This window comes from Rhizobium sp. PvP014 (genome assembly GCF_017876855.1).
Lineage (GTDB): Bacteria > Pseudomonadota > Alphaproteobacteria > Rhizobiales > Rhizobiaceae > Neorhizobium > Neorhizobium soli.
On record NZ_JAGIOT010000002.1, the window covers coordinates 3,046,774 to 3,060,040 of the forward strand.

14 protein-coding genes are annotated in these 13,267 nt (G+C 61.4%); 6 read left to right on the plus strand and 8 right to left on the minus strand.

The features are described 5' to 3' along the window. The first annotated feature begins 129 nt into the window (after positions 1 to 129). From pheS to J3A65_RS19290, 4 genes are all read left to right on the plus strand, one after another. Positions 130 to 1,212 carry a phenylalanine--tRNA ligase subunit alpha gene (gene pheS, locus J3A65_RS19275; RefSeq protein ID WP_113109345.1) on the plus strand — a complete coding sequence of 361 codons (1,083 nt, stop codon included), beginning with the start codon at positions 130 to 132 and terminating at the stop codon, positions 1,210 to 1,212. 28 nt (positions 1,213 to 1,240) lie between these two features. Further along, a complete protein-coding gene (locus J3A65_RS19280; RefSeq protein WP_245341591.1) occupies positions 1,241 to 1,684 on the plus strand; it encodes a GFA family protein in 444 nt (147 codons plus the stop codon). Beyond that, a complete protein-coding gene (gene pheT, locus J3A65_RS19285) occupies positions 1,681 to 4,116 on the plus strand; it encodes a phenylalanine--tRNA ligase subunit beta (RefSeq protein WP_209902866.1) in 2,436 nt (811 codons plus the stop codon). Before J3A65_RS19280 ends, pheT begins: the two co-directional genes overlap by 4 nt. A 223-nt stretch (positions 4,117 to 4,339) precedes the next feature. Then, positions 4,340 to 4,957, plus strand: a complete 618-nt coding sequence (locus tag J3A65_RS19290; RefSeq protein ID WP_209902868.1) for a hypothetical protein — start codon at positions 4,340 to 4,342, stop codon at positions 4,955 to 4,957. A gap of 9 nt (positions 4,958 to 4,966) precedes the next feature. Here the strand turns inward: J3A65_RS19290 and J3A65_RS19295 are convergent, their stop codons facing one another. Genes J3A65_RS19295 through J3A65_RS19310 form a run of 4 tightly spaced genes read right to left on the minus strand, consistent with a single transcriptional unit; the run spans position 4,967 to position 7,641 of the window. Beyond that, positions 4,967 to 5,326, minus strand: coding sequence for a nuclear transport factor 2 family protein (locus tag J3A65_RS19295; RefSeq protein ID WP_209902870.1), 360 nt, complete (start codon positions 5,324 to 5,326; stop codon positions 4,967 to 4,969). A 53-nt stretch (positions 5,327 to 5,379) separates the two neighbouring features. Then, on the minus strand, positions 5,380 to 5,604 hold the full coding sequence (locus J3A65_RS19300; protein ID WP_209902872.1) for a DUF3072 domain-containing protein: 225 nt from the start codon (positions 5,602 to 5,604) through the stop codon (positions 5,380 to 5,382). 54 nt (positions 5,605 to 5,658) lie between these two features. Beyond that, positions 5,659 to 6,654, minus strand: a complete 996-nt coding sequence (locus tag J3A65_RS19305) for an aldo/keto reductase (RefSeq protein WP_209902874.1) — start codon at positions 6,652 to 6,654, stop codon at positions 5,659 to 5,661. Positions 6,655 to 6,690: 36 nt separating this feature from the next. Beyond that, positions 6,691 to 7,641, minus strand: a complete 951-nt coding sequence (locus J3A65_RS19310) for an aldo/keto reductase (RefSeq protein WP_209902876.1) — start codon at positions 7,639 to 7,641, stop codon at positions 6,691 to 6,693. A 191-nt stretch (positions 7,642 to 7,832) separates the two neighbouring features. Here J3A65_RS19310 and J3A65_RS19315 point away from each other — a divergent pair, with 191 nt between their 5' ends. Further along, on the plus strand, positions 7,833 to 8,819 hold the full coding sequence (locus J3A65_RS19315) for a Gfo/Idh/MocA family oxidoreductase (RefSeq protein WP_174195464.1): 987 nt from the start codon (positions 7,833 to 7,835) through the stop codon (positions 8,817 to 8,819). Here the strand turns inward: J3A65_RS19315 and J3A65_RS19320 are convergent. From J3A65_RS19320 to J3A65_RS19335, 4 genes are read right to left on the minus strand one after another with little or no spacing between them, the layout of a single operon-like run. Beyond that, positions 8,816 to 9,187 carry a hypothetical protein gene (locus J3A65_RS19320; RefSeq protein ID WP_209902878.1) on the minus strand — a complete coding sequence of 124 codons (372 nt, stop codon included), beginning with the start codon at positions 9,185 to 9,187 and terminating at the stop codon, positions 8,816 to 8,818. The genes J3A65_RS19315 and J3A65_RS19320 overlap by 4 nt on opposite strands. 8 nt (positions 9,188 to 9,195) lie before the next feature. Continuing rightward, complete coding sequence (locus J3A65_RS19325) at positions 9,196 to 9,558, minus strand: transporter (protein WP_174195466.1); 363 nt, start codon at positions 9,556 to 9,558, stop codon at positions 9,196 to 9,198. A 12-nt stretch (positions 9,559 to 9,570) separates the two neighbouring features. After that, the gene (locus J3A65_RS19330; RefSeq protein WP_209902880.1) at positions 9,571 to 10,269 is read right to left on the minus strand and encodes a class I SAM-dependent methyltransferase; all 699 of its coding nucleotides are present in this window, start codon (positions 10,267 to 10,269) and stop codon (positions 9,571 to 9,573) included. Further along, positions 10,266 to 11,267: a glycosyltransferase gene (locus tag J3A65_RS19335; protein ID WP_209902882.1), complete on the minus strand. Its 1,002-nt coding sequence runs from the start codon at positions 11,265 to 11,267 to the stop codon at positions 10,266 to 10,268. The genes J3A65_RS19330 and J3A65_RS19335 overlap by 4 nt, the downstream gene beginning before the upstream one ends. 152 nt (positions 11,268 to 11,419) lie before the next feature. Between J3A65_RS19335 and J3A65_RS19340 the strand changes: the two genes are divergently transcribed. Next, on the plus strand, positions 11,420 to 13,225 hold the full coding sequence (locus tag J3A65_RS19340; RefSeq protein WP_209902884.1) for a hypothetical protein: 1,806 nt from the start codon (positions 11,420 to 11,422) through the stop codon (positions 13,223 to 13,225). Positions 13,226 to 13,267 lie beyond the last annotated feature (42 nt).

A 13,267-nucleotide genomic window follows, 5' to 3' on the forward strand; every position in this document is an offset into this window, starting at 1 on the left:
TGATAGATTTTGGGGAACCCGCGCTGGCAGTGAGCTGGCGCGGGTTTTTCTTTTGTCGGCTTTCATGTTTTGTCTGCCAGCATTCGCATTCAAATCCGCTTCATTGTCCGAGCATCAACGGAACACATCATGTCCGATCTGGAAAATCTGAAAACCTCGCTTCTGGCTGAAATCGAAGGTGCGAGCGATGAGGCATCGATCGAAGCCGTGCGCGTCAACGCGCTTGGCAAGAAAGGCTCCGTCTCCGAGCTCCTGAAGACACTCGGCGCCATGTCTGCCGAAGAACGCCAGACCCGCGGTGCAGCAATCAACGCGCTGAAGACCGAGGTCACCGAGGCGATCACCAGCCGCAAGACGATGCTGAAGGACGCAGCGATCGACGCGCGTCTGAAGGCCGAAACGCTCGATGTGTCGCTGCCGGTGCGCTCCTCTCCAGCCGAGCGCGGCCGTATTCACCCGATCAGCCAGATCACCGACGAAATCACGGCAATCTTCGCCGACATGGGCTTCTCGATTGCCGAGGGCTCTGATGTCGAGACCGATTACTATAACTTCACCGCCCTGAATTTCCCGGAAGGCCACCCCGCCCGCGAAATGCACGACACGTTCTTCTTCCAGCCGGATGAAAAGGGTGAGCGCAAGGTGCTGCGCACCCACACCTCTCCGGTCCAGGTTCGCACCATGGAAGCCCAGGACCCGCCGATCCGCATCATCATTCCCGGCAAGACCTATCGCCAGGATTCCGACGCGACCCATTCGCCGATGTTCCACCAGGTCGAAGGCCTCGTGGTCGACAAGAAGGCGCATGTGGGCAATCTGCGGTATGTGCTGGAAGAGTTCTGCAAGACTTTCTTCGAAGTGCCGTCCGTGACGATGCGCTTCCGTCCGTCCTTCTTCCCGTTCACCGAACCGTCCTTCGAAGTCGATATCCAGTGCGACCGTTCAGGACCGATCGTGAAGTTCGGCGAAGGCACCGACTGGATGGAAATCCTCGGCTGCGGCATGGTGCATCCAAACGTGCTGCGCGCCGGCGGGCTCGATCCGGACGAATATCAGGGCTTTGCCTGGGGCATGGGCCTCGATCGTATCGCCATGCTGAAATACGGCATGCCGGACCTGCGCGACTTCTTCAATGCCGATGTCCGCTGGATGAACCACTACGGTTTCCGCCCGCTCGACATGCCGACATTGTTTGGTGGGTTGAGCCAGTAACCGGAACCATTGCGGACGGGATTGCCCCATGAGTGAGATGGTGACGCGACAGGAGAGGGTGCATCGCGGAGGCTGCCGCTGCGGCGCGATCTGCGTTGAGGTCAGCGCTGACCCGATCTACGCCAGTTACTGCCACTGCAGCGACTGCCGGAAAGCAACCGGTTCGCCTGTCGCTGCCTTTGTCGGGTTCAAAACCGGCGACGTGACTTTCGCAGGCGAGACCGGCTCGGCCTACGGCACAGCAGCCGTCAAGCGCAGCTTCTGCGCGACCTGCGGCGCACCGATCGCCTATACCGATGAGCGGCTCGCCGACCGGATCTACTTTATGCTTGGCGCCATGGATGCGCCGGAAAACTATCCGCCCAGCGTGCACGGTTACGTGCGCGAAGAGCTTCCTTTCTTCCATGTCGATGACGGCCTGCCACGGATGGAAACCATGACCGTGCAGAGACCTTCAGGAGAAAACCGATGAAATTCACGCTTTCCTGGCTCAAGGATCACCTTGAAACCGATGCCAATCTCGAGCAGATCTGCGAGCGCCTGACGGCGATCGGGCTGGAAGTCGAGGATGTCGATGACAAGGCAGCCTACAAGCCTTTCGTCATCGCAAAGGTCCTGTCGGCGGAAAAACATCCGGAGGCGGACCGCCTGAAGGTTCTGTCCGTCGATGCCGGTCCAGATGTCAACGGCGGCAAGCCGCTGCAGATCGTCTGCGGCGCGCCGAATGCCCGCGCCGGTCTGGTCGGAGCGCTTGCGCGTCCGGGCGATTATGTGCCGGGTATCGATGTGACGCTTGCCATCGGCAAGATCCGCGGCGTCGAAAGCCACGGCATGATGTGCTCCGAAAAGGAGCTGAACATGTCGGAAGATCATAACGGCATCATCGATCTTCCCGACGATGCGCCGGTCGGCACCTCGTTCGCCGCCTATGCCGGCCTCGACGATCCGATGATCGAGATCAACCTGACGCCGAACCGTCCCGATTGCACTTCGATCTACGGCATCGCCCGTGATCTCGCCGCATCCGGCCTCGGCACGCTGAAGCCGCGCGCAAAGCCTCAGCTCAAACTCGAAGGCGAAACCTCGGTCGGCCTGTCGATCGATCTCGATGACGAAAACCTGTGCCCCGGCTTCGGCCTGCGCCTCGTGCGCGGCGTGAAGAACGGCGCAAGCCCGGCCTGGATGCAGACGCGCCTGAAGGCGATCGGCCTGCGTCCGATCAACGCGCTCGTCGACATCACCAACTACATGACCTTCGACCAGGGCCGGCCGATGCACGTCTTTGATGCCGCCAAGGTCAAGGGCAATCTGGTCGTTCGTCGCGCCAGCGAAGGCGAAACGATCCTGGCGCTCGATACCCGCGAGTACAAGCTTACGCCCAGCAACGTCGTCATCGCCGATGACAACGGCGTCGAATCGATCGGCGGCATCATGGGCGGCGAGCATTCCGGCTGCGACGAGAACACCGTCGATGTCCTGATCGAATCGGCTCTGTGGGACCCGATCAACATCGCGAAATCCGGCCGCGCTCTCGGCATCATCACCGATGCCCGCTACCGGTTCGAACGCGGCGTTGATCCTGACTATATGCTTCCCGGTCTCGACCGCACCACGCAACTGGTGCTGGAACTCTGCGGAGGCACCGCGGCCGAAGCAAAGGTCGTCGGCTACACGGCATATGAGCCGAAGGTCGTCGATTTCCCCTTCACTGAAGTCAAGCGCCTGACCGGCCTTGAGATCTCGTCCGACGAAAGCCGCCAGATCCTCGATCGCCTCGGCTTCATGGTCGAAGGTTCAGGCGAACCAGTGTCGGTCAAGGTCCCGTCCTGGCGTCCGGATGTCGATGGCAAGGCCGATCTCGTCGAAGAGGTCATGCGCATCCACGGCGTCGATCACATCAAGCCGGAGCCGCTCGAAAGCATCGGCAGCGTCAACGGCAAGATCCTGACCACGTTGCAGATTCGCACTCGCACGGCAAAGCGTGCACTCGCTGCCCGCGGCATGCTGGAAGCGGTCACCTGGTCGTTCATTCCGGAGGCGCAGGCAAAGCTGTTCGGTGGCGGCGCGCCGTCGCTGAAGCTCGCCAACCCGATCGCCGCGGATATGTCGGATATGCGTCCCTCGCTGCTGCCGGGTCTGTTGACCGCTGCCCAGCGCAATGCTGACAAGGGTTTGGGCGATGTGGCGATCTTCGAAGTCTCCGGCACCTACGAGAACGACACGCCGGAAGGCCAGCGTCGCGTTGCCGGCGGTATCCGCCGCGGCACGGCCTCGATCAATGGCGCGGGGCGCCTCTGGTCGAACGGTGCCAAGGGCGGCGGCAAGCCGGTGGATGTCTATGACGCCAAGGCCGATGCGCTGGCCGTGATCGAAGCCTGCGGCTTGCCCATGTCGAACGTGCAGGTCGAACAGGGTGGTCCCGCCTGGTATCATCCGGGCCGCTGCGGCACGATCAAGATGGGTCCTAAGATCGTGCTCGGCACGTTCGGCGAATTCCATCCGAAGACGCTGTCCGCGCTCGATGTGTCAGGCGCACTGTGCGGCTTCGAGGTCTATCTCGACGCCATGGCCGAGCCGAAGAAGAAGGCGACCCGCACCAAGCCTCCGCTGGAACTCTCGCCCTTCCAGGCCGTCAAGCGCGACTTCGCCTTCGTGGTCGAATCGACTGTCGAAGCCGGCGCGATCGTCAAGGCCGCAACCAGTGCCGACCGCAAGCTGATCTCTGGCGTCAACGTCTTCGACGTCTTCGAAGGCGCGTCGGTCGGCGAGGGCAAGAAGTCGGTCGCGATCGAAATCCTGATCCAGCCGGTCGACAAGACACTGACGGACGAGGATTTCGAGGCACTCACCGCCAAGATCGTCGCCAATGTCGTCAAGGTCACCGGCGGCGTGCTGCGCGCCTAACCGGCGCGCTGGCACCGCCATTCCTGTGTCCTGCCGCCATATCCATAGGATGCGGCGCGGACGTCCTGAGCATAGATGTAGCTCTCCTCATGCAGATCGCCGAGGAGAGCCGAAAATCCTGCAAAGGCCGCCTGGATAGTGGCGGCCTTTTCGCTTTTGGTATTGGTTTCTTGGGTTTGAAACGGGCGTGGTAACTTCACACGAACCGTTGGGGGACCTTCCGATGCGCAAGCCGAATTCCATGAAGGGGCTGGAGGATCTGGGCAGAGTGAGACTGTCGGAAAACTTCTTCTTCCGCGATTTCCTGTTTTCCGAGATTGCCGCAGTCTATGGCATGGCCAATGTCCCTGATGATCCTGATCTCGCGATCGAGGCAGGGCGGCACCTCTGTGAGGAGCTGCTGGAACCGCTGCAGGTGACATTCGGCCGGCTGCATGTGCGCTCCGGTTACCGCGCAGCAGCGGTCAATGCCTTCGGCAATGCCCGGGGATTGAACTGCGCCACCAATGCCGCCTCGTCTGCAGACCATATCTGGGATCTTCGCGATGCCGATGGCTGCATGGGGGCAACGGCCTGTATCGTGGTCCCATGGCTGATCGACAATGTCAGCGAGGAGGGCGACTGGCGAAAGCTCGCCTGGTGGATCCACGATCACCTTCCCTATGCCTCGCTCTGCTTTTTCCCGAAACTCTGGGCCTTCAATATCCAGTGGCACGAACGGCCGGTGCGCCGCATCACGAGCTATGCCCAGCCCCGCGGGCTCCTGACCAAGGCCGGAATGGCCAACCATGGCGGCGACCATTCGGAGTGGTACCAGGGCTTTCCGAATGTGAGGCGGTAGCAAGCGGTGTCAGGAATGCAGGTGGTAGAGCTTGCTGACAATGACCCAGCGACCATTCACCTTCAAAAGAGAAAGGTAGTCGGTGAACCGGAGGCCGGCAAATTCGTCGATGAGTTTGACGCTGGCCGTATCGCCGGCGATATCCAGGGCAAGGATCTCGATCAGAGGCTGCGTGCCCGCCGGCGCTGGCCCTTCTGAGGCGACCGCTGCGACAAATTCGGCCACCGATAGCCATTCGACCGCATTGTCGTAGTTACCGATGATCGAAGCTTTTGGATGAAACGCTTTGCGGAGCGCGCCTTCGTGCGCAACTGTCATCCCGTCCACGTAAAGATGCACGACCGACTGCACTGCCTGCTCTTCGGACATGACGAGGCCCTCCCCAGGCTCTACGATAGCAGAACCCGGGGAAGGCTCAACACTCACATTTTCATCTTCTCGCGCAGCGCATCGATTCGCTTGGAGGCTTCGGCCTTGGACAGATCTTCGGCGAAAGCGTCGGGATCCTTCGCCTGCTCGCTGAGGGTCTTGAGATAGGAGCCCTGGGCGCCGGTCATCGGCTCGTCACCGGTGACCCAGTCATCCGGGTCCTTCTCGGTGTTCGATGCGGGATCCGGGTCAGTCTTCGGGTTATATATGTCGCTCATAGTTTCCTCACCGTTTGGATGTTCCTTAAACGTTCTCGGTGAAACGAAGTTCCATCAGCGGCGCGGTGTCCATGCCGCCTGTCCGCCGTAACGCGCACCGGCGATCTTGTCGGGAGACAGCATGTCGTCGAGGCGCTTCACGTCGTCGGCGGTCAGCACGACGTCGGCCGCTGCGGCATTCTGCTCCAGATTGGGGATTTTGCGCGCGCCGGGAATGGGCACGATGAAGTCGCCTTTGGCGAGTACCCAAGCAAGAGCAAGCTGCGCCGCCGTGATGCCCTTTTCCGACGCCATCTGTTCGACAAGCCGGACCAGCGCCAGGTTCGCCTCCATATTCTCAGCCTCGAAGCGCGGCATGGTGCGGCGCAGATCACCTTCGCCAAATTCCGACGTGTTCTGGATCTTGCCGGTCAGGAACCCGCGGCCGAGCGGGCTGAACGGCACGAAGCCGATCCCCAGCTCACGGCAGGTATCGAGCACATCGCCCTCGGGATCGCGGGTCCACAAAGAGTATTCGCTTTGCAACGCCGCAATCGGGTGCACGGCATGGGCGCGCCGGATGATGTCAGGGCTTGCCTCCGACAGGCCAAGCGCGCGCACCTTGCCTTGTTTCACCAGCTCGGCCATCGCTCCGACCGTCTCCTCGATCGGCACGTCAGGATCGACGCGGTGCTGGTAGAAGAGGTCGATCACGTCGATGCCGAGGCGTTTCAGCGAGGCTTCGGCAACTGCGCGCACCTGCTCCGGCCGGCTGTCGAGACCGGACATCGCGCTCGAGTCCTTTTTAGCGGGATCGATCCTGAACCCGAACTTGGTGGCGATCACCACTTTATCGCGGAACGGTTTCAACGCCTTGCCGACCAGCTCCTCATTCACGTAGGGACCATAGACTTCGGCCGTGTCGAAGAAATTGACGCCGATCTCGACGGCGCGGTGCAATGTCCTGATCGACGTCGCCTCATCCTGCCCGCCATAGGCATGGCTCATGCCCATGCAGCCAAGGCCAATCGCCGAGACCGTCAGTTCAGTTCCAAGTTTGCGTGTCTGCACGGGAATTCTCCAGGTTGGGCTTTACGGAAGGATCGATCAGGCGCCGGCCTCGTTGAGCAGCGTCATCTGAGCGTCGGTAAGCGTGAGCCTGCCGGCCGCAAGGATCGCCTCAAGCTGCTTCAGGCTGGTGGCGCTGGCGATCGGCGCAGTAATGCCCGGCCGTGCGGCAACCCAGGCGATCGAAATCGCGGCTAGGCTTTCGCCGGTTTCCGCAGCCACCTGGTCGAGTGCTGCAAGCCCCTTCAGGCCCCGGTCGTTGATATAGTCGGGCATGCGGTTGCCGCGCGTCTTGCCTTCGGCATCTTCAGCCTTGCGATACTTGCCCGTCAGGAAGCCAGCCGCCAGCGCGTAGTAGCTGATGACGCCGATGTCTTCGGCGATGCAGAGGTCCGCAAGCGGGCCTTCGAATTTGTTGCGGGTGTAGAGATTGTATTCCGGCTGCAGCACGTCGTAACGGGGTAGGCCGTTTTTGTCCGCAGCGTCGAGCGAAGCCTGCAACTGTTCGGCACTGAAGTTAGAGCAGCCGATCGAACGCACTTTGCCCGCATCCTTCAGCTTCGCAAGCGCGCCAAGCGTCTCCTCATGCGGCGTGTCGTCATCGGGAAAATGCGAAAGGTAGAGGTCGATATAGTCGGTCTGCAACCGCTGCAGGGATTTCTCGACGGCTTCCACCACCCACTTCGCCTTCAGCTTCTTGTCGTCGCCCATGGTGGGATAACCGAATTTCGTGACGATGACAGCCTTGTCGCGGGCCACCGTGCCGCGCTTCAGCCAGTTTCCGATCACGGTCTCGCTCTCGCCACCCTGATGGCCCGGTGCCCATGCCGAATAGACATCGGCCGTGTCGATCGTGTTGAAGCCGGCCTCGAAGAACGCGTCCAGCATCTCGAAAGAAGTCTTTTCGTCCGCGGTCCAGCCGAACACGTTGCCGCCGAAAACGACGGGCGAGATGGAAAGTCCGGTACGGCCGAGCAAGCGCATGTCCATGATGGTCTCCAGATAGATGACGTGGGGAAGCGATGAGTGCTGAAGGATGAAACTAGGCTGATTGGATCGACTGTCAAACCGACAAGCGGGCACAAGGTTTCAGCACTGCCGACAACGACAGTTGCCCGCCCGACCAAGCGGCCCTAGGTTAGCCTCCCAATGACTGTCTGTGAATGTGTGGAGGCACTGCTATGTTGCGTTTTGGAATCCTGTCGACGGCGAAAATCGGACGGGACGCTGTCGTTCCCGCACTGCTAGACGCCGAAAACTGCGTGGTCAGCGCCGTTGCCAGCCGTGACATTGCCAAGGCGCGCGCATTTGCGGACCGGTTCGGCGTGCCGCATGCGTTCGGTTCCTATGACGAGATGCTGGCGTCGGACACGATCGATGCCGTCTATATCCCACTGCCGACCAGCCAGCATGTGGAATGGTCGATCAAGGCGGCCGAGGCCGGCAAGCATGTTCTCTGCGAAAAGCCGATCGCACTGAAGGCGAGCGAGATCGAGCGACTGATCGCGGCAAGGGATGACAACAGCGTCCTGATTTCCGAAGCCTTCATGGTCACCTATGCGCCCGTCTGGCACAAAGTGCGCGACCTTCTGAAGGAGGGCGCGATCGGCGACCTCAAGCATGTCCAGGGCGCCTTCAGCTATTTCAACCGCGATCCTGACAACATGCGCAACATCCCGGAACTCGGCGGCGGCGCGCTGCCGGATATCGGCGTCTATCCGACGATCGCGACCCGCTTTGTCACCGGTAAAGAACCGGTTCGAGTCCAGGCCAAGGTGGAGCGCGACCCGGATTTCGGCACGGATATCTATGCAAGCGTCAAGGCAGCCTTCGAGACATTCGAAATGAGCTTCTACATCTCTACCCAGATGGCGAGCCGCCAGCTCATGGTCTTCCACGGCACGGAGGGCACGATCGAGGTCAAGTCTCCCTTCAATGCCGACCGCTGGGGCGCCGAAGAGATCGAACTCACCAACCAGAAGCACAACGTCTCGCAGATCTTCCGCTTCCCCGACAGCCGCCAGTATCGCCGCCAGGCAGAAGCTTTCGCGAAGGCAGCCATGGGCGAGGCGGCAGACATCGTGACGCTCGAGAACTCGCTTCTCAACCAGCGCTTCATCGACGCGATCTACCGCGCCGGTGAAACCGACGGCTGGGAGACGGTCTAGTCTTCTTCCCGCCACCGGCGAATGCGCCAAAGTCCGGCGATGAGGAACGCCACCGCTCCCAGCCAGGACGCGCCAAAATGCGCCAGCGGTTGGACCTGTTGCGCTCGGATCGTCAACGCTGCGAAGATCCCGTAGCTGAGCAGAGCGACGACGGCCAACAAAGGTTGAAGGCCAGGCCGCTGTGCAAGAGCAACCGGCGCCGGAAGGAGCCGGTTCAAAAAGATCGTCCCGGCAATCCCTAGCCCGAGCGAGAGAAGGCGTGCCGCAAACGCTCCCATGTCGACTGCCCTTGTCAAGGCCAGCAGCAGCGCTCCATCGGCAAGGATCAGCACCAGCAGCAGGAGGGTGAGGCGGATTCCGGTGCGCATGCCCGGCCTCAGCCGTTGATCGCCAGGAGGCCGGCAAAGATCAGGCCGGCTCCCAGCCCGTAACGCAGGGTCAGCGGTTCGCCGAAGACGACATGCGCCAGCAGCGGCACGAAGCAGAAGGTCAGCCCCATGAAGGAATAGGCGATCGTCAGAGGCACGGATTTGAGGACGTAGATCCAGACGATCGTGCCGAAGCCGTAAAGCGCCAGTGCCGCGATCAGGATCGGGTTGGCGGCAAGCGCCGTAAGTCCGCGCAACGAAAAATCCCCGGCCGTATTGCTGGTCATCTTGAACAGAACCTGGCCCATGGCGATCAGCAGTGGCGTGCCGAGAAGGCCGATCCAGGTGACGGGGGTGAGCGACGCGAACATGAGACGAATTCCTCAGCCTAACCGCTCTTCGCTGTAGAAGATGTCGCGGCCGATATCCTCGCACACATAGACCGTCGGCACCGGATGGACGGCGCGCAGGAAAGCGTAGGTATAGGGGAAGAAGTTGAAATGCGGGTTGAACGTGTAGCGGTATTCCCGCTCGCGCGGGACGACAATGATCAACCGCTTTTTCGCGATGCGTCGCAGTTCGGTAATCGCCTGCTTGTAGTCGAGGACGTGCTCGATCACGTGCGTGCACACGACCGTGTCGAACTCGCCGTCGGCGAAAGGCAGGCTCTCGATCTTCGCGGCCACATACTCGACACCCTTGATGTCGGCCGCATCGTCGACGACGAAATCGACGCCGACCAGGCGGCGCAGATCCGGATGGGCGGCGCGCATATGGGTAAGCAGCGATCCCGTGCCGCAACCCACATCGCAAACGCTTGTGCCCTCGACCATGGCGTTGATCCGTCGGATGCAGGCGGCGGAATTGTCGGTTCCCGCATGCACGCGCGGATGGTTGCGGTAAAGCTCGGCATATTCCTCGGCGGTCAGGAACGGCGCGCGTTCCCGGAACCGGGCGAGATGGGACATATGCTCGCCCCAGACGCGCTTGGCGAGCCAGAGAAAAAGCCTCGAGTCGCGCAGGATTGGCGGCAGCAGATCCTCAATGACGAAGCGGATGCGGTTGGTAGTTTCCCTGTTCATGCAGCACGGCTCCGGCGGCGCTTCGGTTGTTGGACCGGGGCCACGGCAGGCGCCGTGGCGATCAAGCCAGCCGGCATGCTCATATAGTGGATGCGCAACTGCTCGGACCGTGCCCGCGATAGGGAATCGAGGATGAGCCCGGCCGTGAACACCAGAAACGAGATCAGCATCAGCACCAGCGAGAAGACCCAGGTCGGCATCCGCTCGACCAGGCCCGTCTCGAAATACTCGACCAGCACCGGTGCCATGAAGGCGAGGCTGGTTGCCATGATGGCAGAGCTGATCACGCCGAAGAAGGCGAAGGGCCGGGTTTCCTTCATCAGCATCGCAAACATCCAGAGGATCTTCGCGCCATCGCGGAAGGTCGAAAGCTTGGAATGCGATCCTTCCGGACGCCGTCCGTAATCCAGCTCGATCTCGCATATCGGCAGTTTCAGACGGGACGCATGCACCGACATTTCCGTCTCGATCTCGAACCCGCCTGATACCGCCGGAAAGCTTTTGACGAAGCGACGCGAGAAGGCGCGGTAGCCGGAAAAGATATCGGTAAAGTCGCGTCCGAAGATCGTCCGGTAGAGAATGTTGAACAGCCGGTTTCCGGTCGCGTGGCCCTGGCGCCCCGCATCCGCATGAACGCCCCGACGGGTGCCGACAACCATATCGGCGCGCTCGGTCAACAGGGTGCGGATCAGCTCTTCCGCGTCTTTCGGGGAATAGGTGCCGTCACCATCCGCCATCAGATAGATGTCGGCGTCGATATCGGCAAACATGCGGCGCACCACATGGCCTTTGCCCTGGCGCCGTTCGCGCATCACCTCGGCGCCGGCCAGCATTGCTTTCAGCGCGGTGCCGTCGGTCGAATTGTTGTCGTAGACGTAGATGTGCGCATCCGGCAGGGCCTGCCGGAAGCCATTTACCACCGCTTCGATCGTCGATGCTTCGTTGTAGCAGGGCAGAAGAACGGCGATCTTCAGATCACCCGTCAGGGCATCGGTCATGGTTTTCACTCGATACAAAGAAGACCGCAGACGGCACACGCCGCTTCACCGCTTTACTATTTCTTGGGAAGGTTAAGGCTAGGTTTCGGGCTGGAATATTTCGGGGCGAAAATGCGAAAGCCCCGGAAATCAAGGTCGGAGGCGGGGAAGACATGCAGGTCGTTAGCGGGCGCGGTGCGATATCGTCGAGGCTTGCGCCCGTGGTGATGCTCTACTGGCTCGCAGTCTCGATCATGGCAATGGTCATCAAGCTGCCCACCGCGACCGATCTCATCGGCGCCGACAATGATGACATCATGCGGCTGGTCGAAGTGCGCGATCTCCTCGGCGGTCAGGGCTGGTTCGACATGATGCAGTACCGGCTCGGCCTTGCCGATGGCACGCTCATGCACTGGTCGCGGCTGGTCGATCTGCCGATTGCAGCAACGATCAAATCCCTCTCGCTGTTCATGGCGATGCCGCTGGCCGAAAGTGTCGCGGCGACGGTCTGGCCGCTTCTCGTCTCCCTCCTGCTATTCCTTCCGCTCGGTCTTGCCGGCCGCCGCATCGGCGGCGTGGTCACCCTGCATCTGGCGCTCGGCATCGGCGCGATCTTCGTCTTCACCAACATCAAATTTCAGCCGGGCGCGCTCGATCACCACAATTTCCAGCTGGCGCTCGCCATGTGGGTCACTGCCATGCTGGTCGATCCGCAGTATCGCCGGTCAAGCTATGCCGTCGCCGGCATTGCGGCGGCGCTGGCGATCGCCGTCGGTGCCGAAACGGTCCCTTTCGTCGCGGCCGCCTGCATCTGCGTCGTGCTGCAATGGGCCTGGCACGGCAGGTCGTTCGCCGGGGCCGCCAGGGCCTTCGGCCTCTGCCTCACGCTTGCGATCTCCGCCGCCTTTTTCGCGACCGTGCCACCCTATCGCTATGCGGTCGTCACCTGCGATAATCTTTCCTTCGGCTTTTATTCGCTGACGGCAATCGGTGGCGCCGGCCTGTTCATTCTGGCAAGCCTGCCCTTGCCCGATAAACGGTTGCTGCGTTTCGCCATGCTGGCGGTCGCCGGCGTCGCCCTTCTTGCCGCAGCCCGCGCAATTGCGCCGGAATGCCTCGGCAATCCGCTGGCAAACCTTGATCCGCTGCTTGTCGAACTCTGGCTGAACGGCGTATCCGAGGCACGCTCGATCGTGGCTGAAATGCGCGACACGCCCGAACTCGTCGGCGGCTTCTATGCCGTGGGCCTTTTCGCCATCCTCGTCTGCCTTGCCCGCATCGCGTGCCGCAGCAAGGTCGAAACCCACGTCGTGCTTCTCGTTCTGCTCCTCGTTTCCTTCGCCGTTGCTGCCATTCAGGTTCGCGGAACGATCTTCTCCAACCTTCTCAGCATCCTGCCGCTGTCCCTGCTGATTGCCGATATCCGCGTCCGTGCCAATGCGGACCGCAACAATCCATCCCTTGCTGCAGCCTATATCGTCACGGTCCTTGCTTCCGTCCCGGTCGTCTGGGGCGTGGCCGGCATTCTCATCAAAGAGGGCGTCGGCTCCGTCGACCTCAATATCCTCTCCACCGATAACGCAGGTGAAGAAGGCGAATGCGGCGGGCCGCAGGCATGGGCGGCGCTGAACACGCTGCCGGTCGGCGTCGTCGCGTCTCCATCCAACAGCGGCGCGGAGATCATTCGCTTCACGCGACATCGTGCATTGTCCGCGCCCTATCACCGCAATCAGGGCGGCATGCTGACCGAACTGCATATCGGCCTCGCGCAACCGGCCGAATCCAAGGCCTTTATCGATGGTGCCGGAGTGACTGCTCTCACCTTCTGCAAGAGCGATCCGCAGACCGAGCGGCTGATCGCGATGAAACCTGACGGCCTCTATGCCGCGCTCGCCCGGAGTGACGTCCCGCCATACCTGCAGCCTGTGGCCACCGGTCCGCTGGATGGGTTCATGATCTACCGGGTCGTGAGAGACTAGGGCGAGATTAAGCGTCGGATGATCCGGAAAGACGGATGAAAT

Excerpts from the sequence above, each read along its gene's own strand:
- pheS (WP_113109345.1), top strand. The coding sequence starts at position 130 with ATGTCCGATCTGGAAAATCTGAAAACCTCGCTTCTGGCTGAAATCGAA.
- J3A65_RS19280 (WP_245341591.1), top strand. The coding sequence starts at position 1,241 with ATGAGTGAGATGGTGACGCGACAGGAGAGGGTGCATCGCGGAGGCTGC.
- pheT (WP_209902866.1), top strand. The coding sequence starts at position 1,681 with ATGAAATTCACGCTTTCCTGGCTCAAGGATCACCTTGAAACCGATGCC.
- J3A65_RS19290 (WP_209902868.1), top strand. The coding sequence starts at position 4,340 with ATGCGCAAGCCGAATTCCATGAAGGGGCTGGAGGATCTGGGCAGAGTG.
- J3A65_RS19295 (WP_209902870.1), bottom strand. The coding sequence starts at position 5,326 with ATGTCCGAAGAGCAGGCAGTGCAGTCGGTCGTGCATCTTTACGTGGAC.
- J3A65_RS19300 (WP_209902872.1), bottom strand. The coding sequence starts at position 5,604 with ATGAGCGACATATATAACCCGAAGACTGACCCGGATCCCGCATCGAAC.
- J3A65_RS19310 (WP_209902876.1), bottom strand. The coding sequence starts at position 7,641 with ATGGACATGCGCTTGCTCGGCCGTACCGGACTTTCCATCTCGCCCGTC.
- J3A65_RS19315 (WP_174195464.1), top strand. The coding sequence starts at position 7,833 with ATGTTGCGTTTTGGAATCCTGTCGACGGCGAAAATCGGACGGGACGCT.
- J3A65_RS19320 (WP_209902878.1), bottom strand. The coding sequence starts at position 9,187 with ATGCGCACCGGAATCCGCCTCACCCTCCTGCTGCTGGTGCTGATCCTT.
- J3A65_RS19325 (WP_174195466.1), bottom strand. The coding sequence starts at position 9,558 with ATGTTCGCGTCGCTCACCCCCGTCACCTGGATCGGCCTTCTCGGCACG.
- J3A65_RS19330 (WP_209902880.1), bottom strand. The coding sequence starts at position 10,269 with ATGAACAGGGAAACTACCAACCGCATCCGCTTCGTCATTGAGGATCTG.
- J3A65_RS19335 (WP_209902882.1), bottom strand. The coding sequence starts at position 11,267 with ATGACCGATGCCCTGACGGGTGATCTGAAGATCGCCGTTCTTCTGCCC.
- J3A65_RS19340 (WP_209902884.1), top strand. The coding sequence starts at position 11,420 with ATGCAGGTCGTTAGCGGGCGCGGTGCGATATCGTCGAGGCTTGCGCCC.